This is a genomic window from Catenulispora subtropica (assembly GCF_039531675.1).
GTDB classification, from domain to species: Bacteria; Actinomycetota; Actinomycetes; order Streptomycetales; family Catenulisporaceae; genus Catenulispora; species Catenulispora subtropica.
In genome coordinates this window covers 136,174-159,892 of record NZ_BAAAQM010000010.1, presented here as the reverse complement: position 1 = coordinate 159,892, position 23,719 = coordinate 136,174, and the positions used below count along the sequence as shown (strand labels likewise).

Genomic DNA, 23,719 nt, shown 5'->3' with positions numbered 1-23,719 from the left:
CCGTGCCGTCAGGCCTGGCGCGTCGGCAGGACGATGATCTGCCGGAGGTTGACGTGCCGCGGGCGGCTGGCGGCATACGCGACGACGTCGGCGATCTCGTCCGCGCTCAGCGGTCCGATGGCCTTGAAGAACTCACCGAGTTGTCCGCCGTGGCCGAGGGTGGGGTTGTCGATGTGATCGCCGAGCTCTGTGTCGGTGAGTCCGGGCTCGATGTTGGTGACGCGGACGTCGCGCGGGCCGAACTCGGTGCGCAGCGACGCGGACAGGTGGGTCAACGCAGCTTTGGTGGCGCTGTAGACGGCATAGTTCGGGAAGGTCACGTGCGCGCCTATCGAGGAGATGTTCAGCAGGTCGGATGTGCCGCCGTCGGCCGCCGCCTCGATCAGGTCCGCGGTGAAGGCGGCGATGACCCGCAGCGCACCGCTGAGGTTGGTATCGATCATGCGCTGCCACTCGTCGGCCCGGCCTGCGTCGATCGGGTTGGGCAGCATGACGCCGGCCGCGTTGACAACCAGGTCGGCACGGCCGAACCCGGCGTGGACCCGGTTGGCGGCCGCGGTGATCGAGGCCTGATCGGTGACGTCGACCCGGACCGCCACAGCCTGTCCGCCGGTCGATGTGATGGCCTCGGCGAGGGATTCGATGCGGTCGGCGCGCCGGGCCAGCAGCGCGACACGCGCGCCGGAGGCCGCCAGCAGGCGGGCGGTCGCGGCGCCCATACCGCTCGCGGCACCCGTCACGACAGCGGTGCGTCCGGCTAGCTGAGAGTAGGGCATGTTCTTCGATCTCCTGTAATGCGCATGAAGCGGGCAGGGTTCATCACCGCGTGACCGCTGCTGACGATCGTGCTCCCAGCCTCATCGCCGAGAGGGCGGGTTCGAAGTGTCCTGTGAATGATTCATGCATGCAGATTGCATAGCTGAATTCGTTCCCAGGACACTGCTATCCGATCGTGATCGGTAGCAAGCTGGGCGAGCTCGCCGCCGTGAAACTCGAACGGACGAGCCCTGGCACCGTTCCACGAACCGAGGAGAATGTCCTGTGGCTACCGAACAGCTCCCAGCCACCGCAGTCATCCGCATATCGCAGGCTGTCTTCGACCATGCCCAGTTCCCGGACGTCCGGGAGATGAGCCTGACGACCAGCGACTTCCTGATCCCGGCCGTCAAGGAGTTGCCCGGCCTGATCAGCTTCTACGCAGGCGTGTCTCCCGAAGGCTCGGTGGTCAACGTCAGCATTTGGGACTCCGAAGAACACGCGAAGCAGTTGGACACGCTCACGGCGATGGTCGTCGACGCCCGGCAAGCAGCCGAGAAGGCCGGCGCCACCTTCGTGCGGCCCATCATCAACTACCCCATCGACTGGACCATCTGACTGGCCCGTTGGATTCAGGGTCTCTCCGGCTTGGGATGGCTTGGGATGGCTCGAGCCGGCCCGAGCCATCCCGTAGCTCGTCCTCGCCGGGGACCCCGAGCCGATCGACCGTGATCGCGCGAAGCGATACTGAAGCCACCGAAATACCCTTCTTGCCTACTGCGCACTTCCCCGCCGACTGGACCTATTAGAGACCATGGGCATTGAAACGACAGTCGGGCCCATCGCACCGACACGAAACAAGTTCCTGCCGAACAGGTACGCGTTCTGGGCACTGGCCGCGATGCTGTGCTTCCTGAACTTCGCCAACGCCGCGCCTTCGCCGCTGTACGGGCTGTATCAGCATTCATGGAAGTTCTCACCGATCGTCCTGACGGCTGTGTTCGCGTCCAGCGCGCTGTCGCTGCTGATCACTCTGCTGTTCGTCGGTTCGCTCTCTGACCACATCGGCCGTCGGCCGGTGCTGTTGGCCGCCGTGGCGGTCGAACTGGTCGCGATGGTCGCGTTCGACCGGGCCGACGGCGTCGCCTGGCTGTTCGCCGCGCGCGCTCTGCAGGGAATCGCCGTCGGCGCCGCCGCCGGGGCGATCAGCGCGATGATGCTGGATGTGCAGGAGCCCGGCTCCCAGCTCGCCCCGCTGATGACGAACAGCGCGTCGGCCGGCGGATCAGCGCTCGGCGCCCTGGTCACCGGCTTACTGGTGCAGTTCGCGCCGTCCCCGACCAAGCTCGTCTTCCAGATCCTGATCGTCGTCTTCCTCGCCGTCTTCCTCATCATCTGCGTGCTGCCGGAGACGGTGGTCAGGGACAGCGCGTGGCGCGCCTCTCTGCCGCCCAAGGTCTCGGTACCGCCTGCCGTCCGCGGCTCGTTCGCCGCTTTGGTCCCGTGCATCGTCGCCACCTGGGCGCTCGGCGGGCTCTACCTGTCTCTGGGCCCGTCGATCGTCGCAGCGCTCGACCCTCACGCGAACCACCTGGTCGGCGCGCTGGTGATCCTGACTGTCAACGGAGCCGCTGCCGCCACTGCGGTCCTCGTCCGCGGATGGACTCCCGAGCAGAGCTTCTTTCGGGGGTCCTACGCACTCCTCGCCGGCATGGGGCTGGCCATCCTCGCCGTGCACCAGCGAGAGATCGTGACATTCTTCGTCGCCTCGGCGGTGGCCGGTACGGGATTCGGCCCGTCGTTCGCCGGGGCGCTCAGGACCCTGACGGGTCTGACACCCACACGATCCCGCGCGGAGGTCGTAACGGCGATCTACATCGTCGCGTACCTCGGCTTGAGCCTGCCCGCGGTCATCGCCGGGATCGCCATCACCCACGTCGGTCTTTTCCCCACGGCGTACGGCTACGGGATCGGTGTCATGGTACTGACCGCTCTCGCCGTCGCCGCCACCCTGCGCAGCCGCCACCGCATCGCGGCCCAGCGAGCCCGGAACGCGCAGCTGTGCGGGCACCACGATCTGCCGCCCTGCCCGGGCACGGTCCCGCCGACGCTCAGACCCACCGCTGCGGCGGCACCCTGAGACACCTTCTGACCTGATCCGATGCGGCAACCGCGCCGTTACAGCGCCGACTCTGCCATGTATCTTGCTTGCGGACATCGACCGCAGCACAAGGGTGGATCATGGCTGAGCCGGTACGCGATGACACCGGGGATCTCCGGCTCGGGGCGGTGCGGGCCACGATGTGGCTCACGCTGGCGAGTGCGATGATGCACTGGATCTCGACCGCCTGGGTCAGGCACTTCACCTGGCCCGTCATGATCGCCGAGATGCTGCCGGTGCTGCCGCTCGTGCTCCTGCTGGCTGATCCGGCGCGCCGACCGCGGCCATTCGGACTGGCCGCTTTGCTGCTCGCCTGGATGTTTCCCTTCGCGCTGTTCGGGACGGACTGGGACTGGGCGCCGTGGCCGCTGGCAGTCGCGGCGCTGTGCGTGTTTCGAGGACGGACGGCGTGGTCGCTGTTCGGTCTGGTGATCGGCGGAACCGCCGCGGTCATCGTGACGTTCGACGTTCCGTTCACCCGATTCCCGGACCCCTTGTCGAACGCGATCTGGGCGGTCTTCATGCCGGCGTCCATCGGCATCGCGGTCTTCGGCACCCACTCCATGGCGACGATGGCGACCCGCCTGCACACGACCCGCGGCGAGCTGGCACTCCTCAAGGCACGAGAGGAGCGGCTCCGCGCTGACTCCGAACTCCGGAGATCTGTGGGCGACGGACTCCGCGGACTCGAAGTAGAGCTGGCTGCTGCGGTGCTCGGGGCCGATCCCCGGGAACAGGCGGGCCATCTTGAGGCGGCAGCTGCCACGGGCCGCCGCATCAGCGCTGAGATCCGCGGGACGGCGGGCGCCTACCGCGTTCGCCCGGCCGCACCGCCCGCCGTCGAGTCGCCGGCGGTGGCCCGGTACGCCTTAGCCGGCCTGTTCCTGAGCATGGTGCCGCCCACGCTCAACAACGTGCACGTCGAGCATCTCCACCCGTGGTTGCTCATTCCGACGGCCTTGGTGACCTGTGCCGTCGGATCGGTCCTGCTGCTGACCCCACCGTCGCGCCGACGCACCCTCCGGCTCGGACTTCTCGTCCTCCCGCCGTCCGCGATCGCCTTCCGATCGGCGGCGACGGCGCCGCTGCTCGTTCTCCTGCCGTTCTACATCGGAGTACTACTCGACCAGGTGCGCGCCCGGTATCGGATCCCGATAGTCACGACGGCGTACGGACTGTTCGTCGTCCTCTGGTACACCGCGCCGTGGCCCGCTCTTCTCCATCGCAGCATCCCATCGCTCATCGAAGACGTCACCCTCGGCTTCATGGTCATATGGGCCACCTACAGCCTTGCGCGGCTATCCGAATTGTTCCGACTTCTGCACCAGGCACGCGCGGATCTGGTGGCCGCGACTGTGCTGGCTGAGCGGACACGGATCGCCCGCGATCTGCATGACGTGCTGTCCTTCACCGTCTCGGCCATCGTCCTGAAGGCCGAATTGTGCGCCAGGCTCCTCTCCGTCGACCCCGCGGCCGCGAAACAACAGTTGGCGGAGCTCCCGCCGCTGGCCGCCACCGCCCTCGGCGAGCTGGAAGCGCTGGTGAAACACGAGGTCCCGCTCCGTTTCACCGAAGAGCTCGCGAACGCCAGAACAGTGCTGCGTAATGCCGGTGTGGACGTCAAGACGGTCATCGAAAGCCCCCACTGCGCAGCCGGGCTGGACAGCGCTCTTGCCGCCGTTCTCCGCGAGGCCGTCACCAACGTCATCAAGCACAGCCACGCCCGCACCTGCTCGATCACGCTCCTGGACACGCCCGGCACGGTGCACTTGCGCGTCGTCAACGACGGCGTCGCCGAGGACATGGCATCGGGGCCGACGGCCGCCTCGGATCCGTCGGCGGCCCCGGGATCCGGCCTGCTCGGCATGGCCGAGCGCGCCGACGGACGCCTGATCGCCCGACGGCTGGCCGGGGGCCGTTTCGAACTCGCGGCGGAATTCACGAAGACCTCAGGCGCGTGCACCGCGAAGGTCTGTGCTCGGACAGCCGCCTGACGGGCCGTCCCGGGAAGCGTCGGCAGCACCTTGTCGGCGAACGCCGACGACAGCCGCAGCGCCTCCTCCTGGCCCAACGCACCCTGGCGCTTCGAGATGGTCACCGTGTAGCACCCGGCCCCGCTGTCCTGGCTGTCCCACGAGACCTGGACGGACCAGATGTCCTCGCCGTCGACGGTGACCTTCAGCGACCGGGCGGGGTGTCCGCCCACCGGAGGCAGATCGCCGTTGGTCAGTTCGCCTACGTTTCGCTAAGAACTTCGAGCAATGCCGAAGTCACGAATAGCACCGTGCGTTCTGCATAGGCTGCGCTTGGTATGAGACATGATGAGGCTCCCTCGCGAGCCCATGCGAAATGCACGCTCAGATCCAAGATCCTCGCACTTCACCGCGTGCGGCCCCGACGGCATCCTCGTGATCACTCCCCGCCCTGACGATGTCAGCGGCTCGGGGCTCTACATCGGCCCGGACGAGGAACGACCTTGATGACTGATCTGACTGGAGAGACCGCCCTGGTGACCGGCGCGTCCCGGGGCATAGGCCGCGCCGTAGCCATCCGGCTGGCGGCCGCCGGAGCATTGGTCGCCGTGCACTACGGCGCCGACGAGGACGCCGCCGAGGCCACCGTCGACTCGATCAAGACGCTCGGCGGGCAGGCGTTCGGGATCCGGGCGCGGTTCGGGCGTGAGGCCGGCACCGCAGCGGTGGACGACCTGGTCGCGGCGCTCACCGCGGAACTAGCCGGGCGACCGCTGAACATCCTGGTCAACAACGCCGGAACCACGGGCCGCGGGCCGATCGAGGTGGTCACTCCGGAGGGATTCCTCGAAGTCTTCGAGGTCAACGCGGTGGCCCCCTTCTTCCTCACGCAGAAACTCCTGCCGCACATGGCCGACGGCGGACGCATCATCAACGTGTCCTCCTCGAATGTCCGGGTGGCCATGCCGATGGTCATCGACTACACCATGGCCAAAGCAGCCGTCGAGGCCATGACCCGGACGCTGGCGCAGCACCTGGGGCGGCGCCGGATCACCGTCAACGCCGTACGCCCCGGGCCCACCGAGACCGACATGATGGCGTTTCTCGCGAGCATGCCGGAGGTCAAGGCCAACCTGGCCGGACTGAGCGCCATGGATCGCATGGGCCGGCCTGAGGACATCGCCGCCGTCGTGGCGTTCCTCGCCTCCGATGACTCCGGATGGATCACCGGGCAGACCCTCGACGCCAGCGGCGGCATGCTGCTCGGCCCCCGCATGGGCTAAGGCACGGTCGTGACCATACACACTCCGGCTGGTACGCCCGACAACGGACTGGCAGAAGCGCACCGAGAATTCGAAGCCTTCTATAACGACTGCCAACCTCGCATCATGCGGTACGCCGCCTCGCTGACCGGCAACCACTGCAACGCCGAGGAACTCGTCCAGGAAGTCTTCGCCAAGGCCTGGCAGCACTGGTCCGGTATCCGTGGACACCGCAGCCCCGAGGCGTGGGTGCGGACGGTCCTGTTCCGGACCTGGGTGACGTGGTGGCGCAAGGACGCCGCCCAGACCCGGGCCCATCGCCGTCACGGCATGCCGGCCGATGTTCCCGAACCGGCGATCGACCACGTGCTCATCGTCTCGGCGATGCGCGCGATCCCGGCGTCCCAGCGCGAGGCGATCCTCCTGCACCACGGGCAGGGCATGTCGGTCAAGCAGGTGGCCACCGTGTCGTCGACACCGGTCAGCAGCGTGAAGGCCAGGCTGGTCCGAGGCCGCCGGTCGCTGGCCGAACTGCTCCGCGACGAGAACACGCGCTGACCGGCCGGTGGCGGCGCCCGGCCTCGGCCGCTGACCGCCACCGGACTTCAGGCTCTGTTACCGTTGATCGCGCCGTACGGCGGAAGGCGGGATGGGGCGGTGGAGGACGCGCGCGACGACACCGGAGACCTGCGGCTGGGCTTCGTCCGCGGCATGCTGTGGGGCAAGATCCTTCTGACCGTCGCCGTCCAGACGGTGTTGGTCTGGCAATTACGGCTGCCGGCTTCCGCGGCCTACGCCACGACGCTTCCCTTCATCCCCTTACTCCTCCTGCTTGCCGGGCCGCGCCATGGTGCACGGCGTGCGGTGCTGGTCAGTGCGGTGGCGCTCGGTTGTCTGGTGCCGTTTCCCATCCTCGGGTGGCGTTGGATTCTCCTGACGCCGCTGGCGGTCTGCGCGCTGATCGCTTTTCGCAGCGCGGCGGCTTGGTGTTCCTTCACAGTGGTGATCGCGGGCACCTTCGCCGCGGGGATCGGCGCCGGGCTGGACCTCGGCGCCGCGATGAACGTCGCGGCCGGGTCCGCGAGCCTGGCGCTTGTGATATTCGGAGTCGACGCTCTGGCTGTCGCGATCGCCCGTTTACACGCCACACGAAGTGAAGTGACTCGTGAGCACTTGGCCGCGGAGCGGCGGCGGCTCGACGAGGGTTTGCGGGCTGCTGTCGGCTCGAGACTGCAAGATCTCTGTGATCTGCTCAGCCCGGACGCCGGTGACCTCTTCGAACCGTCGGATGCCAGGTCCGCTCGGATCGCGGCGGCCGCCGAGCACGCCCGCCAGGTCTTGGCGACGATTCGGAGTACGGCCGGCGGTCACCGGCGCGCGGCCCCGCCGGAGACGACGATCTCGTCGCCCTTCTTGGCACGTATGACGCTGATCATCCTCTATGCACTCGAAGTCCAGTACTGCTTCGTCGCCGATCTGGACGACTTCCACCGCCCCTGGGCCGCGGCCGCAGTCGGCGTTTGGACAACGGGCGTCGGTGTCCTGCTTCTGGCGGAGCAGCTATCTTCTCGCCGCATGGCTTCGGCCGCGTCGATGCTCGTGATCCCGCTGTTCCTGTTCGGGCCCACGGTTGGGGAGGTCGGGAGGAGCATTGTTTTCCTGCCCTTCTTCGCCGGGGTCGCCCTGGTCCGGATGCAGCGCCCATACTCGTGGATCGTCGCGGTGCTGGCGACCGTGTCATTCACGGTGGCGACGCTGATCGCTTTTCTATGGACCGGCCAAGTCCACGGCATGCCGCAGCTGGTGGGGAACCTCGTCTTCTTCGCCGGGCACTCCTGGGCCACCTACAGCCTGCTCCGCTTGGCCGAGTTGGTGAAGCTCCAACACAGGACCCGAGCGGACCTCGTCCGTGACGCGATCGTCCGGGAACGGACACAGGTTGCTCGGGACCTGCACGACGTCTTGTCGTTCAGCCTGTCGGCGATCGCACTCAAGGCGGACCTATGCCTGCGGCTGCTCGCCGTCGGCAGCGATACCGCCGACCGGCACCTTGCCGAGCTCGCCGGACTCGCGCGACGCGCGCGGGCCGAACTGGGCGTGCTGGTCGACCACCGTCGGATCGCGCTGCGGCTCGACGAGGAATTGGCCACCGCGCAAGCCATGCTCACCTGGTCCGGAACCCATGTGACGATTTCGGTCGACGACCTCGGCACGGCCTCGGAGACCGGCAACGCCCTCGCCGGCGTGCTCCGCGAGGCCGTGACGAACGTTGTCAGGCACAGCAGAGCCCGTACGTGCTCCATCGCCGTGGTCCGCACTCCCGACGCGATCCGGCTACGAGTCGTCAACGATGGTGTTCACCTTCCGGCGAACGCTGCGGGTCGGCAGGCCGGCTCGGGTCTGCTCGGCATGGCCGAGCGCACCGGGGGGCGGCTGGCCGCGCGACCGCTGCCCCACGGCCGCTACGAGCTGATCGCCGAGTTCGGCCTCGACGCGGGCGTCGTGTCGAGTGCGGACCCGCTGGCCGCCGCCTGAGCCGGCGCGTCCCCGTCAGCCGTCCCCCGTCAGCCGTCAGCCGTCAGCCGTCAGCCGTCAGCCGTCAGCGAACAGCACTGGCCTGCGGCGATCCCGTTGGCGCGGATGTGTAAGGATCATCAATGTCGGCGCCGCTGGTGTCGCCGTCGCGGAACCGATCGGCGCGAACAGCGGGAGTACAAGGTGGAGACGGTGCCGGAGGAACCGATCCGGGTGCTGATCGCAGAAGACATGCAGCTGCTGCGGGAAGCGATCGTCGGGTTGCTGTCGCTGGAGCCGGGCATCGTAGTGGTGGCTGAAGCCGCCGACGGGCCCAGTGCGCTGGCCCGCGCCCAGCAGCACCGCCCGGACGTGGCGGTGGTCGACGTCGCGATGCCCGGATCTGATGGCATCGACGTCGCGGCGGTGCTGCGCGAACAGTTGCCACGATGCCGTGTGCTGATCCTGACCGCGCTGTCCGGACCGGGGATGGTCCGCAAGGCGCTGCGCGCCGGAGTCGCGGGTTTCCTCCCCAAGGATGTCGGCGCGACGCAGTTGGCCGACGCCGTCCGGACCGTCGCCGCCGGCGGCCGGGTGCTGCCGCCGGAACTGGCCGTGGCCGCGGTGGAGGCCACGCTCAGCCCGCTGACCCAGCGCGAGACCGAGGTCCTGCGCCTGGCGGCGACCGGTGCCGGACCCGCTGAGATCGCGACGAAGCTGTTCATCACGTACGGGACCGCACGCAACCACCTGACCGCGGCGGTCGCCAAGCTCAACGCCCGGAACCGGATCGACGCCGTCCGCATCGCTACTGAACAGGGCTGGCTCTGACCTGTGCGGCAAGACTGTGCCGAACGCATAGCCCTGCCGTCTCGGCTCCACCCGATGCCCGGCTCGGCACGCTGAGGATACTCAGGGGACAATGAGCTCCTCACCTCGCAGCTGTCCGACATCACCGCGCCGATGAATCTCCGCGAGCTCGGTACGGACACCGAAGTAGACGGTAGTGGTGCCGGACGCTTCATCGACCGGGACCGCGCCAGCTATGGAGACCACCTTGCCGCCCGGCCGGACCAGCGCGGCCGACTTCGCTGCCTGCTCTGGACTCTGGACGGGCACCAAGTTGAGCACCGCGTCCACGGGCTCGGACAGAGCTTGCTCAATCGGCGTCACGGTGTAGTCGACGATCTCATCCGTGCCCTGGCAGCGCACGACCTCGAATCCGTACATGCTCGGACACCGCCTGCCACATGGTGAGTCCCGCGACCGGAATAGCGGCCGCGTGCTCCAGCGGCACAGAGGAGGTGACCATGATCACCGTTATGAGCTGAGCGGCGCACGCAGGCGCGTCGACTGCGGCGAAGCCGTCCGGGCTCAGGGTCAGGTCCAGTGGATACAAGCACCGCAAAAGCCCCGGCCACGTCGAACACCGTGTCCCGGATCAGGTCAGATGGTCCAGTCGATCGGGTAGTTGACGATGGGAGTGAAGGTGACGCCCGCCTTGACATAGGCCTGCCGGGTATCGACGATCATCTCCTTGAGCCGGCCCATCTGCTCAGCGTGTTTGTCGGACTTCCAAAGACTCACGTGGACCACGGAACCGTCGGCCGAGGTGCCAGCGTGGTACGCGATCAGGCCGGGCAGTTCCTTGATGGCCGGGATCAGATACTCACTGGTTGCGGCCGTCACTTCACGTACTTCCGCGAACCGGGCGGGATCGAAAGTTCCGCGTGAGATGCGGACCACTGCTGCTGCGGGAAACGATTCAACCATGGCGAACTCTCCTCAATGAATGACGCGGGAACAGGATCCTTCCAGCAGCGTGGCTCGCCCTGGCGTGCCGAAGCGGGGCACTTCCTCACAGACGTCATCGGACCCACACTCGCTTGGCGAGGTACAGCTTGCCTTGCCTGAATCTCGCGTAAGCCTGAACGATCATTCCAGTGGTCTCATGGCACCTGAAGTGCGCCAACCATGGATTCCGGTGTGCATTTCGCACGCTGTGCCCACCCGAACACCACCCATGCGCCGTTATCGCCACTGCGGGAGGAGCAGCCATCGAAGATCGCAGCTATCGGAGGCCTAGCCGATTGCGGGAGCCGCCTCCGGCGCGACGTGGAACAGCCGGCTTGCACGGCTGGCCGCGGAGCGGCGAAGCCCTCCTCGGCGGCGCGGGTGCCGACGGCCTTCTCCGCCAGCCTTGCTCATCTATCCACCAGAGTCGTCGACCGATGCGCACACCCGGTTCCGGAACGCCCATGTTCCGATCCCAACCCGGTTCCTGGCCCCGACCTGCTGCTGGATGCTCTCCCACGTGCTTCTTCACCGTGCCCGGTGAGATGAACGACTCCGCGCCGATCTCCACGTTCGTTGCGTCCTCGGCGAGGAGACGCACGATCTCCGACTCACGCTCGGTGAGCGACACAGCGGCTTCCGGACGGGGGCTGTGCCCCGCGCTCGCGAACCGCCGCAGCCGTCGCACCGTGGCCTGTGGGCTGATCACCATGTCGCAGGCCATGGCCGCACGGACGGCCTCGATCAACAGCGTCGGACCCGAACGCTTGAGCAGGAGACGCCCCGTGCCGCGGGGCCGCGTGGACGTACTCGTCCAGGTCGAACGTCGTCACGGCGACCACCAATCCCACCCGGCGAGGAGTGACCCGGGTTGTCGCTGCGCCAGCCGGCTCAGGCCGCGGTCACTGCCACGGCAGCGGCGTCGGACTGCTGGCGTGGTACCGAACGAAGCCGACAAGGTGCATGCCGGGCTTGGAGATCCACTTGTCGCACTCCATCTGGCTGAAGTTCGCGCTGAAGCGGTCGACGTTCCCGGCCGCGTCGGCGTGGAGTTCGTAAATGGTCATCCTGCCGTCCTGCACTGTGCAATCTGTCCCATCGACGGAGATGTCGAGCCCGGCGCCGCCGCCGACGCCGGATGCCGAGCTGTGTCGGGTCGTATCGGTGTAAAGCCCGGTCCGCAGGGTGTTTCCGGGTATCGAAGTGATGGCGATCTGCAAGTCTGCGGCTGTGATGTGAACGGCGCTGAGCGTGCCGGTGAGCATGATGTCCTTCACTTCGAGGTCAACGGGCTTGTGCGGCGCGGGCGGCCACCCGTCGGGGGCCCGGACCGCGAGCTTGATGGGCTCGGTCGCAGACGGCGGCGTGGACGTCGTGGGCGGCGTCGGGATGGCCGGGATCGGAGTCGCCTCGCTCGCGTGATAGCGGACGTAGCCGACGAGTGAGGGGTCTTCGACCGGGTTTACCTGACACTTGATGTCGAACGTGAGGTTGAGGTCGAGTAGGTTGCCCGTGGCGTCCACGTCGTCCTCGATGATGGTGAACGACCCGGTCCGGACCGTACAGCTCTGCCCACCGCCGTAGATGTCAACCGTCGGGACAGCGGTGGCCGGCTCGGCCGCCGCGTTCGCGTAGGTGCCGGGAGTGAGTTGGCGGCCGAGCGCTGCGGACAACCGCAGCCGCCACCCGCCGTCGCGCGCGGTACTGTCCGCGAAGACCGTGATGGAGGTCGGCGGACTCGGCGGCGCGGGGGTCGGCGAGGTCGACGGCATCACCCGCTGCGGGCTCCGCGCCCCGGTGCCGTAGGCGACGACCGAGATGTTGTTGCTGTTTACCCGGGTTCCGGCCGGAACCTTGTTGCCGATGCCGCCGCCGGCGACCGAAAAGATGTCGGGACCGCTCGGCGTCCTGGGGTGCGCCTGCCGACCCGATGGCGCGCCGGTACGCGCGCTGCCTGCGCACCCCGTCGTGAACAGGGGCAAGGCCAAGATGATGAAGACTATGGCCGCAAGGGCTCGTGGCCGCATGCGCTGGATCTTAGCTTCCTGTCAAGAGGAGGGCATGACAAGTGGGGAACGTGACTCGTCTGTTCGGGCGGGCCCTTCTGCTACGACGACGGGAACGGCCCGGGGACGAACGTTCCGGCACAGGCTGAGAGCCCTGATGCATCCCGGCTTCTGATCCGACGGTCGCAGGTTCGAATCCTTCCGGGGGCACCCCTTCAAATGTGAATCAGCGGGCCGGCTCGCCGACATCGTGCCCCTGGGTCGGCGCGCGACCGGGCTCACCGCCGCCGGCTCCGGCGTCGGAGCGATCCCGGAACTGCGCGACGCCGACCCGTGGCGGCACAGCCCGGAGACCGTGGGCGTGACGGGCATGAGCCTGGTCTGGCTCGGCACGCGGGGAGAGACCGTCGTGCCGACGCGGGCCAACGGCCAGCCCGCGCTCGGGGCTCCATGTGAGATCCGAGAGCAGCGTCCGAAACGGGACCGGTGTGATCGTTCTCACCATCGGCGGAAGCCGGATCAGCGGCATGGTGCTTTTCGACGAAAGCGTGCTCCAATGGTTCGGCCTCCCGTAATCGCTGCCCCGCGAGCACTTAACGTGATTCTTACCTAAGCTTCGTCAATAATTGCGACGGCATGGCCGGTCGCGACGCCACCGGAGGCTGCCGGGCCTGACGGAACTGAACGGCTTTCGACGACTCGAGAAAAACTGCATGCACACCACTCAGGACACGGCCACCACCCTGCCCCTCGGGCGTATCCTGCCCGGCTCCCTCGAGCACGCGATCTGGCCGGTCGCAGCCGCCGCGCCCGTGCGGACCCTGGTCGACGTCCTCGACACGACGACGCGCCAGTACCCCGAAGCACCCGCCCTGGAGGCCGCCGGGACGGTGCTCACCTACCGCGAGCTGCGCGGGGCGGTCGAGGCGCTGGCCGGCACGCTGCGCGCCGGCGGCGTCGGCCCCGGCGACAAGGTCGGCGTCCGCGTGCCGTCAGGCACGACCGACCTGTACGTGGCGATCCTGGGTGTCCTGGTCGCCGGCGCCGCTTACGTGCCGGTGGACGTGGACGACCCCGACGAGCGCGCGGAGATGATCTGGCAGGACGCCGCGGTCTGCGCGGTGATCGGCGGGGGCCGCTCGATCCGGCCCGGCCCCGGGGCGCCGGGTGGCCGGGTGGGACCGCCGGCGGGAACCGACGACGCCTGGGTGATCTTCACCTCCGGCACCACCGGGCGGCCCAAGGGCGTCGCGGTGACACACCGCTCGGCCGCCGCCTTCGTCGACGCCGAGGCCCGGCTGTTCGTGCGCGACCGGCCGCTGGGCCCCGGGGACCGGGTCCTGGCCGGCCTGTCGGTCGCCTTCGACGCCTCCTGCGAGGAGATGTGGCTGGCCTGGCGGCACGGCGCCTGCCTGGTCCCGGCCCCGCGCTCGCTGGTGAAGGCGGGCACCGACCTGGGGCCGTGGCTGGTCGAGCGCGGCATCACCGTGGTCTCCACGGTGCCCACGCTGGTCGCGCTGTGGCCGGCCGCGGCGCTGGACCGGGTCCGGCTGCTGATCGTCGGCGGCGAATCCTGTCCGCCGGAGCTGGTCGAGCGGTTGGCGGTACCGGAGCGGGAGTTCTGGAACACCTACGGCCCCACCGAGGCCACGGTCGTCGCGTGCGCCTCGCTGATGCGCGCCGGATCCCCGGTACGGATCGGGACCCCGCTGGACGGCTGGGAGCTGGCCGTCGTGGACGCGCAGGGCCGGCCGGTGCCGTGGGGCGAGACCGGTGAGCTGCTGATCAGCGGCGTCGGCACCGCGCGCTACCTGGATCCCGCCAAGGACGCCGAGAAGTTCGCACCGCATCCGGCGCTGCAGAGCCCGCGCGTATACCGGACCGGTGACCTGGTGCGTGCCGAGCGTGAGGGTCTCATCTTCGTCGGCCGCGCCGACGAGCAGGTGAAGATCGGCGGCCGGCGGATCGAGCTCGGCGAGGTGGACGCCGCGTTGCGGGCGCTGCCCGGGGTGCGGGCCGCCGCCGCGGCCGTCAAGGACAGCCCGGCCGGCGGCCAGGTGCTGGTCGGCTATCTCGTCATCGACGGCACCGTGTCGCAGCACGGCGCGATCCCCCATCAGCGCGCGGCGGATGGCGGCGACCCGGCAGAGGGCGGACTGGCGCCCGGCGGCCCGGCGGCGGGTTTCGATAGGAACGCCGCGCGCGTGCTGCTGCTGCAGCGCCTCCCCCCGGCCCTGGTCCCGGTGCTGGCACTGGTCGGCGACCTGCCGACCCGCACCTCCGGAAAGGTCGATCGCGAAGCCCTGCCCTGGCCGCTGCCCGGCCTGGAGGCGGACGCCGCCGGATCGGCGGCGAACCTGGGCGGCACCGCCGGCTGGATCGCCGAGCAGTGGCAGCGGCTGCTGGGCGTCCCGGTCGAGGCCGACGGCGACTTCTTCGCCCTCGGCGGCAGCAGCCTGACGGCCGCGCGCCTGGTCGGCGAGATGCGAGGCCGGTACCCGGGGTTCACCGTCAAGGACCTCTACCAGCATCCGAAGCTGCCGGAGCTGGCGCGCTTCCTGGACGCCTCCGGACAGGCCGGCGCGCAAGGCGGCAAGCCGCGGGTCCGGCACCGCCGGGTCCATCTGACGCCGGGAACCGCCGGGCTGTATCAGGGGGTCGTGCTGGCGGTCCTGTTCGTCGTCAGGGCCCTGCCCTGGGTGCTCGGGATAGCGGCGCTGGACGACATCCTCGGTCCGGTGAAATGGGCCCCGCACGCTTCGTGGTGGGTCATCGTCGGCGGCTGGCTGGCGTTGTCGAGCGCGCCGGCCCGAGTGGTGATCAGCGGGGTCGGCGCGCGCCTGTTCACCTTCAATCTGCAGCCCGGGTCTTATCCGCGCGGCGGCTGGACCCACCTGCGCCTGTGGACGGCCGAGCGGCTGGTCGCGACGTTCAGCCTGGCCGCGACGGCCGGCACCCCGATGGCGTCGCACTACGGCCGGCTGCTGGGCTGCCGGGTCGGGCAGGACGTCCAGTTGCACTCGCTGCCACCGGTGACCGGTATGGCGGCGTTCGGCGACGGCGCGGTCCTGGAGCCCGAGGTGGACTGCGCGGGCTGGTGGATCGAGGGCGACCTGCTGCACGTCGGCGGGGTCCGGGTGGGGCCCGGCGCCTCGGTCGGCACCCGGTCCATGCTGATGCCCGGCGCGGACATCGGGGCCGGTGCGGAGGTCGCCGCGGGCAGCTGTGTGGCCGGCGCGGTTCCCGAGGGGGAACGCTGGCACGGCACGCCGGCGCGGCGGGACGAGAGCGCGCCGACGTTCAAGTGGCCGCCCCGGCAGTACCGCAAGTCGGGGTTCTGGACCCTGGCGTACATGATCACGGTTCCGGCGATGCAGCTGCTGCCGCTGCTGTCGGCGATGCCCGCGCTGGTGCTGCTCTATCTGTGGCGGGGCCGGAACCCCGAGCCCGGCAGCCTCGCGAGGCTGATATTGGTCTCCTCGGTGCCTTTCACGGTGATCAGCGTGCTCTGCTACATGCTGCTGGTCGCTTCAGTCGTGCGGGTGCTCTCCCGCGCGATCGTGCCCGGGGTGTACGCGGCGCGCGGCCGGGTCGCCTGGAACGTGTGGGTCGTACATCACCTGATGGCGACGACGCGCGTGACGCTGTTCCCGCTGTACGCGAGCCTGGCCACGCCGCTTTGGCTGCGGATGCTGGGAGCGCGGGTCGGGCGGCGCGTCGAGGCCTCGACCGTGCTGACACTGCCGAGCCTGATGACCGTCGACGACCACGCGTTCCTCGCCGACGACACGTTGATCGCGCCGTTCGAGATCCGCGGCGGCTGGCTGCGGCTCGGGCCGGCGCATGTCGGCAGGCGCGCCTTCGTCGGGAACTCCGGGATGGTCGGGCCGTTCCGGAAGGTCGCGGACGAGTCGCTGATCGGCGTGCACTCCGACACCCCGCCGCGGACTTCGCCGGGCGACTCGTGGCTGGGACGGCCGGCGTTCACCGTGCAGCGGCAGGTGGATGGCGGTGAGTCCACGGCGCGGACGTACGACCCGCCGGTCCGGCTGGTGGCGGGGCGGGCTCTGGTGGAGCTGTTCCGGTGGCTGCCGGTGTTCCTGACGGTGCTTCTCGGCGACGTCGCGCTGATAGGCGTGCAGACGGCGTATGACAAGTTCGGGCTCTACGGCGCGCTGCCGATGGCGATGGGGCTGCTGCTGGCGATCGGGGTGACGGCGTGCCTGCTCACGACGATGGCCAAGTGGCTGCTCGTGGGCCGGTTCAGGGTCGGGCAGCGGCCGTTGTGGAGCTCGTTCGTGTGGCGCAACGAGTTGTACGACACGTTCGTCGAGGAACTGGCGATGCCCTGGCTCGGGGCGTCGTTGATCGGGACGCCGTTCATGAACATGTGGATGCGCAGCCTGGGGGCGCGGATCGGCCGGGGCGTGTGGTGTGAGAGCCACTGGCTGCCGGAGACCGACCTGGTGACGCTCGGCGACGGCGCGACGGTGAACCGCGGCGTGGTGCTGCAGACGCACCTGTTCCAGGACCGGCTGATGCGGATGGACACAGTGACCCTGGGGCGTGGTGCGACGTTGGGGCCGCATGCGATCGCCTTGCCGGGCACGCGGTTGGACGCCGCCTCGGTCGCCGGGCCGTATTCGCTGGTGATGCGCGGCGACCGGTTGCTGGCAGGGACACGGTGGCAGGGCAATCCCGTCGCGCATTGGGATTCGGACGATCGGTGAGGCTTCGCCCGACGTAGGCACGGCATCGGATAGCCGGTACCGTGCCGACGTCGGCAGAACCCGGACTCTCAGTACTGATAAACCGGCTCGTCAGCTCAGCACTTGCCGCTGATCGGCGTGTTGCCCACCCAGATGACGCCCTGAGAGTTGATGTTGACGTACGAGCCGCCGCCGCCCATGGTGTTGCTGGCCCACAGGACGCCGCCGGAATCGCGGTAGACCACGAAGTTCCCGTCGCTCTGGTACGTGGCGTGGGCCGCCCCGGCCCACCAGGTGCCCGTGGACCAGCACACCACCTGGTTCGCGCCGACGATGTCCGTCTTGTACTCCACCAGGTTGCCGTCGGACTGCATGACCAGCCGGTAGTCGCTGTTGTCCGACATCCCCCACAGGTACTGGTTGCCCCAGCCCCACATCGTGTCGCCGCGGTAGAGGCGAGTGTCGGAGCTGGTGAACGCCGAGGCGCTGCCTGCCGTGCCGATCGTCAAGCCGGTGATCGCGGTGGCGGTGGCGAGCATCGCCACTACCGCGCGGCGCGGCCGTGTCTTCATGTTCGTGCCGGTCCTTCCGGTAGTACGGCCGGGCCTATGCCCGGGCAGCCAGCGGGTCCTCGATCGTCGTGCCTTTGATGAGCCAGGTAGGGCCGACGGCGAAGGGCGAGATGATCTCGAAGAAGCGGGCGAAGTGCTTGCCGTCGACGTGGGCCTGGAACGCCTCCGGGTCGTCGTAGGCCTCGTTCAGGTAGAACCGGTCGGGGTCTTCCTCGTCCCGGATCAGTTCGAAGCGCCGGGTCCCGGGCTCGTCGGCCGCGGAGTTGCGGCCGTCCTCCAACGCCGCGGCGATGAAGGCCTCGTGGTGCTCGGCGGGAACGTCGAAGCTGACTGCGATGTGGTACATGGGTTTTCTCCAAAGTGGTTGATGCGGTGAGTGCGGGTTGCCGAGGGTGGTTTCCCGGTGATCACCAATGTGCCCGCGTCGGGGAGTCAGAGGCAGTGCCGGGCTGTGCCTATGCACCGCGTGACCACCGTCAGGACCCGACCGGCCGGCCCGGCCGGACCGGGCCGGTGCCCGCGCCGGTCGCCGTGAGAGCGTCTTCGACCTCTGCGAGGTCGGCGTGCGTCAGCCGGAGCCGGGCGGCCAGGCGATCGCCCCCGGACTCGACGGCCGCGCGGATGGTGGCGATGGACTCGCCGTCGTCCTGGGCACCCCAGGTGTAGCGCCAGTCGGCGCCGCCGACCGCCCAAGCCTCGAAACCGATCCGGGTCAGCTGCATTCCGGTCGTGCCCAAAGGGCTTGTGGGAAAGGTCGTCATGTCTCTCTCTTCTCGCTGATTGTGCGGTCTTGCTGATGTGCCGGGCGGTCAGGCGCTGAGGAGCTCGAGTACGAGATCGAGGGCCTGTGGCAACGCGGGCAGCACGGCCGGGATCTCGGGCGACCAGATCGGGTAGTGCCCTCCGGTCGCTTCGATGCGAGCGATGGCCCCGAGCTGGCTGACGAGTGTGGCGGCGTGTTCGAAGGGGCTGGGGACCAGCACCGGGTCGTCGGCGGCGACTAGAGTGCGGAACCCGTGCGCGGCCGCACGGATCGCGGGCCAGTCGAAGCGGGGCTCGAAGAAGTGGTCGAGCGCTTCGTATCCCACCTCGTGAACCATCCCGGCGACCAGCAGGACTCCGCGGAACGGCGTGCCCTGATGCTGCTGGAGGAGGCGCAGGACGTCCACGGCGCCGAGGCTGTGGCCCACCAGGACGGTGGCCTCACCGTCCCCGGCCGCCGCCCGCAGCGCCTCCAGCCACGGTCCGGCCTCCGGCTTGAACGGGTCCGGCAGCGCCGGGATCTCGACGTGGTGGCCGCGGGCGGTCAGCTCGTCGCGCAGGTAGGGGTACCAGATGTCGTCCGGACGCATCTCGACGGCGTGGGCGATCACGATCTTGCTCATGGCAGTCTCCGTGGTGACTTGGTGAGAACGTCGGGTGGAAGAGGGCGGATCAGCGGACCAGCCAGGCCCCGAAGCGCCGTGTCAGGCGGGGCATGACCAACCAGACCATCGCGGCGACCGCGACGGGGATCAGGATGGCGAGCCGCAGCGGTACCGGCAGACTGCGCAGCAGCGGGCCGGTGGCCAGGGCCAGGACGGTGATCACCGGGTAGATGCCGCATACGGTCAACACCCACTGTTTCCAGGGCACGGGGTGTCCAGGCGGCGTCGATGCGCCGGGAGCGGAGCAGTCGGGTTTCAATGGTTTCGCCGTGGCCTAAGCATGAGCCGTGGCGCCGGGCCATGGGGGAAGCCACGGAGGCGTCTCGGATCGCTCGACCAGGCGGCTTTGGGTGAAGAACAGCGGGTCCCAGTGGCTGCCGAAACCGCTGTCCCGGTACGCCGAAACCGGTGCGGAGGGATCCTCGTCGACCGTGTGATGGTTGATGCGGACGGTGCCGTGGCGCAGCCGTCCGGCCACCGCCGCGGCCCGGACCGGATCGCCCGAGAAGACCGCGCCGGTGAGCCCGTAGTCGGTGTCGTTGGCCAGGGCCACCGCCGCGTCGTCGTCATCGACCACATACAGGCAGGCGACCGGACCGAAGACTTCCTCGTGGTGGATCCGCATCGCAGCGGTGATCCCGTCGATGACGGTCGGCCGGTAGACCCCGCGCGCGGCCTCACCGCCGCCGGTCAGGACGCGGGCACCGCGCTCGACGGCGTCATCCACCAGTGCGCGCACCCGTTCGACCGCGCGCTGGTTGATCAGCGGGCCGACCGCGGTGTCCGGGTCGGCGGGATCCCCATGCGCGAGGGCCACGGCGTGGTGGACGAAACGGGTGGTGAAGGCGTCGGCGACGGCCCGGTGCACGATGATCCGGTCCACGCTCAGGCAGATCTGCCCGGCGTTCATGAAGCGGGTGAACAGGATCTGCGCGACAGCCATCTCCACGTCCGCGTCGTCGAGCACGATGATCGGGTTCTTGCCGCCGAGTTCCAGAGCCACCGGGGTCAGCGCGTCGCCGGCCAGCCGGCCGACGATGCGGCCGACGGCTGTGGACCCGGTGAAGCCGACCCGCCGCACCCGCGGATTGGCGACCAGCGCCGCGACGACGTCGGCGGCGTCCCGGCGGTCGTTGGTGACGACGTTCACCACACCCGCGGGTATCCCGGCCTCGGCCAGCACGTCGGCCAGGAACAGCCCCGAGCTGATCGGCGCGTCCTCGCTGGGCCTGATCACCACGGTGTTCCCGACCGCGAGCGCGACGGTGACGGCGCGGGCGCACAGGACCAAGGGTGCGTTCCAGGGAACGATCGCAGCCACCACCCCGGCGGGCTCGTGAAGGAGATCCGAGCGGTTCTCGGCGGCGTCGGCGTCGAAGCCGGCCGCGACCGCAACGGCCTGACGCATCAGCCTCGCCGCCCCGGCCAGGTTGAAACGAGCCCAGGCAACCGTGCCGCCGGTCTCCGCACGCAGAATGTCTGTGAACTGCTCAGCGTGATCTGCCAAGAGCTCCGCAGCGCGCAGCAGCACGGCACGCCGCCGAGCCGGATCGGTCGCGGCCCATTCCGGTAACGCCGCCTGCGCCGCGGTCACCGCTCGACCGACGTCGGCGGCGTCGGCCGCCGCTACCACGGCTGTCACCTGTCCGGTGAAAGGATTCACATCCTCGGTGACGCGGCCTGATGTGGCAGGTGTCTCGGTCCCGCCGATCAGCAAGCCCCGCTGAATCGGCAGAGGTCTTATGCTCATCAAAGTGTTCCTAGGGAATGGCCGGTAAAGGAGCATTCAAGAGCATGACGGTGGCCGGTTGATTCGTTGAAGTGCCCCGCGCCCAGAAATGCCTGTGCATTTTGCATATGGATTCGCCCTGCGAGCCAATACCCTGGCTCCGCCAGGCAGGTATCTTCGTAGGTGTGCGAGACGATACGGGGGATCTCCAGCTACGACACGTGTGGGCGACGCTCTGGGCGGTGATCACACTCGTCGTACTGACCCGGGCCGTCGGCACGCTTCAGCTGGGGATGTCGTGGTCGGCTGTGCTCATCGCGGGGTTCTCGTTTCTGCCGGTGTTCCCGCTGCTCGCCGGGCTCCGTTCCGGGCGGCGCCGCGCACCGCTGCTCGCAGCTCTGGTGGCGGGCTATGCGATTCCGTTTCTGTTCTGCGGGATGCAATGGGGATGGATGCCGTGGACGTTGGCGGTCGGCGCGTTGTGCGCGTTCCGCGACCGCGCGGCATGGTTGGCATTCGGGCTTGTCTTCTGCGGGGCCGTTGCAGCCGGGCTGCTGACCGGTGGCGATGCGATGGTCTACGCCACGATGATCGGGGCAATGAGGTACGCCCTGGCCATCTTCGGGCTCTACGCTCTCGCCGTCATGGTGGAAGCCCTTCACACGACACGCGCAGACCTGACCCGAGGACCGGTGCGGCAGGAACAGCGCCGGCTGGACAGCGATCTGCGCGGCGTGGTCGGCAGTGGGCTCCGAAAGCTGCACGGGGAGCTCAACGCGGCGATCGACGGCCCTGCGGCAGACAGACCCGAGCGCCTGCAGGCGGCCATCGCGACAGCGCGCCGGACGCTGGCGGAGGTCCGCGGAACGTCCGGCAGCTATCGGCAGGCGAAGTCACCGGCCGTGCCGGTCGAGTCACCGAACGTCGCCCGCCGGATCCTGGCCGCCGTCTACGGCGCCGACACCATCGCTGAGGTGGTGCTCTACAGCTTGCGGGAGTACCGCCAGCCGTGGACGACGGTGCTCGTCATCCCCTGGTGTGTGGTGGTCGGGGTCATGTTGCTGGCGGGGACGCCGTCACACCGCCGACTGACTGCGGCCGGCCTGCTGCTGGTGCTGCCGACCGTCATCGGGATCGCGGTGTCGAATCTGGCGGTCGGAGCCGGCGTCACCGAGTTCGGGTTCCTCGCCGGGGTCGTGCTCGTGCGGGTCCGGAGGCCGTACAGCCAGACCATCGCCGGCCTAATCTTCGCGGTGTTCGTCGCTCTCCACGTGTATGTGGGTGTGCCGTTTCTGGTGACGGCTCTGGAAGTGAACGCCTTCGCCGTCCTCGCCTTCGCGACGTACGCCCTGCTCCGCTTGGCGGAACTGGTGAGGCTTCTCCACCAGGCCCGCGCCGACCTGATCCGCGAAGCGGTACTGAGCGAACGCACCAGGATCGCCCGGGACCTGCACGACGTGCTTTCCTCAAGCCTGGCGGCGATCGCGCTCAAAGGAGAACTCTGCCAGCGGCTGCTCGCCGTCGGCTCGGCCGCGGCCGGGCGGCAGTTGGCCGAGCTCTCGGACCTGGCGGACCGTGCCGTCGCGGAGCTGGCGTCGCTGGCCGACCGACCGGTCGATCTACGGCTCCATGAAGAGGTGACGATGTCGCGCGCCATCCTGACCGGCGCCGGGGTCCGCGTCGATACGACGATCGGCGACCTGGCGCAGGTCCGCGAGCTCGACGGCGCTTTGGCCGCCGTGCTCCGCGAGGCGGTGACCAACATCGTCAAGCATGCCGACGCGCGCACGTGCTCCATCACCGTGCTCTGCGCACCGGGCGACGTCCGGCTGCGAGTCGTGAACGACGGTGTGCGGCACCAGAGCCCGAAAGGCTTGGCACCGGCCGCACATTCCGGCTCGGGCCTGCTCGGCATGGCAGAACGAGTGGAGAGGTCCGGCGGCCGCCTGGCCGCCGGACCGGTGTCCGATGGGGTCTACGAAGTGGTGGCGGAATTCCGCCCGACTCCCCTCCCCCTCCACGAGGAGTCTTTAGCCGCATTCGCCACTTAACGCGGCCAAATCTCGGATGTCAGGGTCAGTTGCCGTACCATTCCTGGTTCGCACCGCCGTTATAGGTCCAGACGTCGATGCTCGTGCCCTGGTGAAGAGGAGTGGACCCGTTTGCGTCGAGATACATGAGCTGGCCGGTCACGCTTTGAGCCTGGCTGTAGATGTGGGGATCCGACGAGCCCCAGGTCGGCTGGTTGGCACCGAGCCAGACTTGATTCGCGCCGCCATTGCACGGATAGACCTGAACAGCGGCCCCGAGTGTCAGCTTCCCGTAGGGCATGCTCGCATCCAGGCAGAACGAGTCGTCCGCCACGGAGTGGATGGTCCCGTCGTCCTTGAACGTCCACTGCTGAAACGTGTCCGTACTATTGCATGCCCAGAGCTGGACCTTGTCTCCGGCGTACAGTCGACCGAGCGATCCGTCAGCGTCGAGGCACAGGTTTTGATCTGGACCGCTGTGCATCAAGCGCGGATAGTTGTTAGGGTCGACAGCATTGGCCGAGCTCATCAGAGTGCTCAGACATCCGGCTGTCACCGCCGCAGCGAGTGCAGATTTCGCCCATCGTTTCATCGTTTCGCACCTTTCTCGGTTCGCACTTCGTACACAGAGATTGTGTGGTCGACGGCGTCGTATCGAGCAGTGTGGGCGTCACGGATCGCGCTATGCATTCCGCATAGACGTCATAAGGCGTCAGATGCCTGTTACGGTTGCCTCCGCTGGCGCTGGCGAGGGACGGGGTCGGGGATATGACGGGGCAGCCGCGG

The 23,719-nt window shown here is 68.8% G+C and carries 22 protein-coding genes; 10 read left to right on the top strand and 12 right to left on the bottom strand.

Translation table 11 applies throughout. The features are described from left to right. Positions 1-8: 8 nt before the first annotated feature. Positions 9-776, bottom strand: a complete 768-nt coding sequence (locus tag ABD466_RS11680) for an SDR family oxidoreductase (protein ID WP_344657000.1) — start codon at positions 774-776, stop codon at positions 9-11. A gap of 265 nt (positions 777-1,041) precedes the next feature. Between ABD466_RS11680 and ABD466_RS11675 the strand changes: the two genes are divergently transcribed. The 7 genes from ABD466_RS11675 to ABD466_RS11645 all read left to right on the top strand — a co-directional run bounded on the left by ABD466_RS11675 (position 1,042) and on the right by ABD466_RS11645 (position 9,497). Continuing rightward, complete coding sequence (locus ABD466_RS11675; protein ID WP_344656999.1) at positions 1,042-1,374, top strand: hypothetical protein; 333 nt, start codon at positions 1,042-1,044, stop codon at positions 1,372-1,374. 196 nt (positions 1,375-1,570) lie between these two features. Continuing rightward, complete coding sequence (locus tag ABD466_RS11670) at positions 1,571-2,896, top strand: MFS transporter (protein ID WP_344656998.1); 1,326 nt, start codon at positions 1,571-1,573, stop codon at positions 2,894-2,896. A gap of 101 nt (positions 2,897-2,997) precedes the next feature. After that, entirely contained in the window at positions 2,998-4,911 is a 1,914-nt protein-coding gene (locus ABD466_RS11665) for a sensor histidine kinase (protein WP_344656997.1), read from the top strand. 485 nt (positions 4,912-5,396) lie between these two features. Beyond that, a complete protein-coding gene (locus ABD466_RS11660) occupies positions 5,397-6,173 on the top strand; it encodes an SDR family NAD(P)-dependent oxidoreductase (RefSeq protein ID WP_344656996.1) in 777 nt (258 codons plus the stop codon). A gap of 9 nt (positions 6,174-6,182) precedes the next feature. Beyond that, positions 6,183-6,710, top strand: coding sequence for a SigE family RNA polymerase sigma factor (locus ABD466_RS11655; RefSeq protein WP_344656995.1), 528 nt, complete (start codon positions 6,183-6,185; stop codon positions 6,708-6,710). A gap of 99 nt (positions 6,711-6,809) precedes the next feature. Beyond that, positions 6,810-8,687, top strand: a complete 1,878-nt coding sequence (locus ABD466_RS11650; protein ID WP_344656994.1) for a sensor histidine kinase — start codon at positions 6,810-6,812, stop codon at positions 8,685-8,687. Positions 8,688-8,879: 192 nt separating this feature from the next. After that, entirely contained in the window at positions 8,880-9,497 is a 618-nt protein-coding gene (locus tag ABD466_RS11645; protein ID WP_344656993.1) for a response regulator transcription factor, read from the top strand. 81 nt (positions 9,498-9,578) lie between these two features. Here ABD466_RS11645 and ABD466_RS11640 read toward each other — a convergent pair whose 3' ends face one another. The 4 genes from ABD466_RS11640 to ABD466_RS11625 form a co-directional block, all read right to left on the bottom strand. Further along, on the bottom strand, positions 9,579-9,896 hold the full coding sequence (locus ABD466_RS11640) for a zinc-binding dehydrogenase (RefSeq protein WP_344656992.1): 318 nt from the start codon (positions 9,894-9,896) through the stop codon (positions 9,579-9,581). A gap of 216 nt (positions 9,897-10,112) precedes the next feature. After that, positions 10,113-10,439 carry a hypothetical protein gene (locus ABD466_RS11635; RefSeq protein WP_344656991.1) on the bottom strand — a complete coding sequence of 109 codons (327 nt, stop codon included), beginning with the start codon at positions 10,437-10,439 and terminating at the stop codon, positions 10,113-10,115. A 298-nt stretch (positions 10,440-10,737) separates the two neighbouring features. After that, on the bottom strand, positions 10,738-11,172 hold the full coding sequence (locus tag ABD466_RS11630) for a LuxR C-terminal-related transcriptional regulator (protein ID WP_425558629.1): 435 nt from the start codon (positions 11,170-11,172) through the stop codon (positions 10,738-10,740). A gap of 190 nt (positions 11,173-11,362) precedes the next feature. Next, entirely contained in the window at positions 11,363-12,133 is a 771-nt protein-coding gene (locus ABD466_RS11625; protein ID WP_344656990.1) for a hypothetical protein, read from the bottom strand. On the opposite strand from ABD466_RS11625, the gene ABD466_RS11620 reads away from it, so the two are divergent. Further along, positions 12,105-12,266, top strand: coding sequence for a hypothetical protein (locus tag ABD466_RS11620; protein WP_344656989.1), 162 nt, complete (start codon positions 12,105-12,107; stop codon positions 12,264-12,266). The two genes, ABD466_RS11625 and ABD466_RS11620, sit on opposite strands and share 29 nt — an antisense overlap. 913 nt (positions 12,267-13,179) lie before the next feature. Beyond that, positions 13,180-17,196, top strand: coding sequence for a Pls/PosA family non-ribosomal peptide synthetase (locus ABD466_RS11615; protein WP_344656988.1), 4,017 nt, complete (start codon positions 13,180-13,182; stop codon positions 17,194-17,196). 95 nt (positions 17,197-17,291) lie between these two features. Here the strand turns inward: ABD466_RS11615 and ABD466_RS11610 are convergent, their stop codons facing one another. From ABD466_RS11610 to ABD466_RS11585, 6 genes are all read right to left on the bottom strand, one after another. Continuing rightward, complete coding sequence (locus ABD466_RS11610; RefSeq protein WP_344656987.1) at positions 17,292-17,747, bottom strand: hypothetical protein; 456 nt, start codon at positions 17,745-17,747, stop codon at positions 17,292-17,294. Between the two features lie 34 nt (positions 17,748-17,781). Then, entirely contained in the window at positions 17,782-18,093 is a 312-nt protein-coding gene (locus ABD466_RS11605; protein ID WP_344656986.1) for a putative quinol monooxygenase, read from the bottom strand. 130 nt (positions 18,094-18,223) lie between these two features. After that, complete coding sequence (locus ABD466_RS11600) at positions 18,224-18,508, bottom strand: hypothetical protein (RefSeq protein ID WP_344656985.1); 285 nt, start codon at positions 18,506-18,508, stop codon at positions 18,224-18,226. 48 nt (positions 18,509-18,556) lie between these two features. Then, positions 18,557-19,132 (bottom strand): RBBP9/YdeN family alpha/beta hydrolase, encoded by a 576-nt coding sequence (locus ABD466_RS11595; protein ID WP_344656984.1) that lies wholly within the window; start codon positions 19,130-19,132, stop codon positions 18,557-18,559. Positions 19,133-19,181: 49 nt separating this feature from the next. Then, positions 19,182-19,364 (bottom strand): putative antibiotic biosynthesis monooxygenase, encoded by a 183-nt coding sequence (locus ABD466_RS11590; protein WP_344656983.1) that lies wholly within the window; start codon positions 19,362-19,364, stop codon positions 19,182-19,184. 84 nt (positions 19,365-19,448) lie between these two features. Continuing rightward, positions 19,449-20,924, bottom strand: a complete 1,476-nt coding sequence (locus tag ABD466_RS11585; RefSeq protein ID WP_344656982.1) for an aldehyde dehydrogenase family protein — start codon at positions 20,922-20,924, stop codon at positions 19,449-19,451. A 71-nt stretch (positions 20,925-20,995) separates the two neighbouring features. On the opposite strand from ABD466_RS11585, the gene ABD466_RS11580 reads away from it, so the two are divergent. After that, positions 20,996-22,954, top strand: a complete 1,959-nt coding sequence (locus tag ABD466_RS11580; RefSeq protein ID WP_344656981.1) for a sensor histidine kinase — start codon at positions 20,996-20,998, stop codon at positions 22,952-22,954. 25 nt (positions 22,955-22,979) lie between these two features. Here the strand turns inward: ABD466_RS11580 and ABD466_RS11575 are convergent, their stop codons facing one another. Further along, positions 22,980-23,525, bottom strand: coding sequence for an RICIN domain-containing protein (locus tag ABD466_RS11575; protein WP_344656980.1), 546 nt, complete (start codon positions 23,523-23,525; stop codon positions 22,980-22,982). Positions 23,526-23,719 lie beyond the last annotated feature (194 nt).

Excerpts from the sequence above, each read along its gene's own strand:
- ABD466_RS11680 (WP_344657000.1), bottom strand. The coding sequence starts at position 776 with ATGCCCTACTCTCAGCTAGCCGGACGCACCGCTGTCGTGACGGGTGCC.
- ABD466_RS11670 (WP_344656998.1), top strand. The coding sequence starts at position 1,571 with ATGGGCATTGAAACGACAGTCGGGCCCATCGCACCGACACGAAACAAG.
- ABD466_RS11665 (WP_344656997.1), top strand. The coding sequence starts at position 2,998 with ATGGCTGAGCCGGTACGCGATGACACCGGGGATCTCCGGCTCGGGGCG.
- ABD466_RS11660 (WP_344656996.1), top strand. The coding sequence starts at position 5,397 with ATGACTGATCTGACTGGAGAGACCGCCCTGGTGACCGGCGCGTCCCGG.
- ABD466_RS11640 (WP_344656992.1), bottom strand. The coding sequence starts at position 9,896 with ATGTACGGATTCGAGGTCGTGCGCTGCCAGGGCACGGATGAGATCGTC.
- ABD466_RS11635 (WP_344656991.1), bottom strand. The coding sequence starts at position 10,439 with ATGGTTGAATCGTTTCCCGCAGCAGCAGTGGTCCGCATCTCACGCGGA.
- ABD466_RS11630 (WP_425558629.1), bottom strand. The coding sequence starts at position 11,172 with ATGGTGATCAGCCCACAGGCCACGGTGCGACGGCTGCGGCGGTTCGCG.
- ABD466_RS11615 (WP_344656988.1), top strand. The coding sequence starts at position 13,180 with ATGCACACCACTCAGGACACGGCCACCACCCTGCCCCTCGGGCGTATC.
- ABD466_RS11610 (WP_344656987.1), bottom strand. The coding sequence starts at position 17,747 with ATGAAGACACGGCCGCGCCGCGCGGTAGTGGCGATGCTCGCCACCGCC.
- ABD466_RS11605 (WP_344656986.1), bottom strand. The coding sequence starts at position 18,093 with ATGTACCACATCGCAGTCAGCTTCGACGTTCCCGCCGAGCACCACGAG.
- ABD466_RS11600 (WP_344656985.1), bottom strand. The coding sequence starts at position 18,508 with ATGACGACCTTTCCCACAAGCCCTTTGGGCACGACCGGAATGCAGCTG.
- ABD466_RS11595 (WP_344656984.1), bottom strand. The coding sequence starts at position 19,132 with ATGAGCAAGATCGTGATCGCCCACGCCGTCGAGATGCGTCCGGACGAC.
- ABD466_RS11585 (WP_344656982.1), bottom strand. The coding sequence starts at position 20,924 with ATGAGCATAAGACCTCTGCCGATTCAGCGGGGCTTGCTGATCGGCGGG.
- ABD466_RS11575 (WP_344656980.1), bottom strand. The coding sequence starts at position 23,525 with ATGAAACGATGGGCGAAATCTGCACTCGCTGCGGCGGTGACAGCCGGA.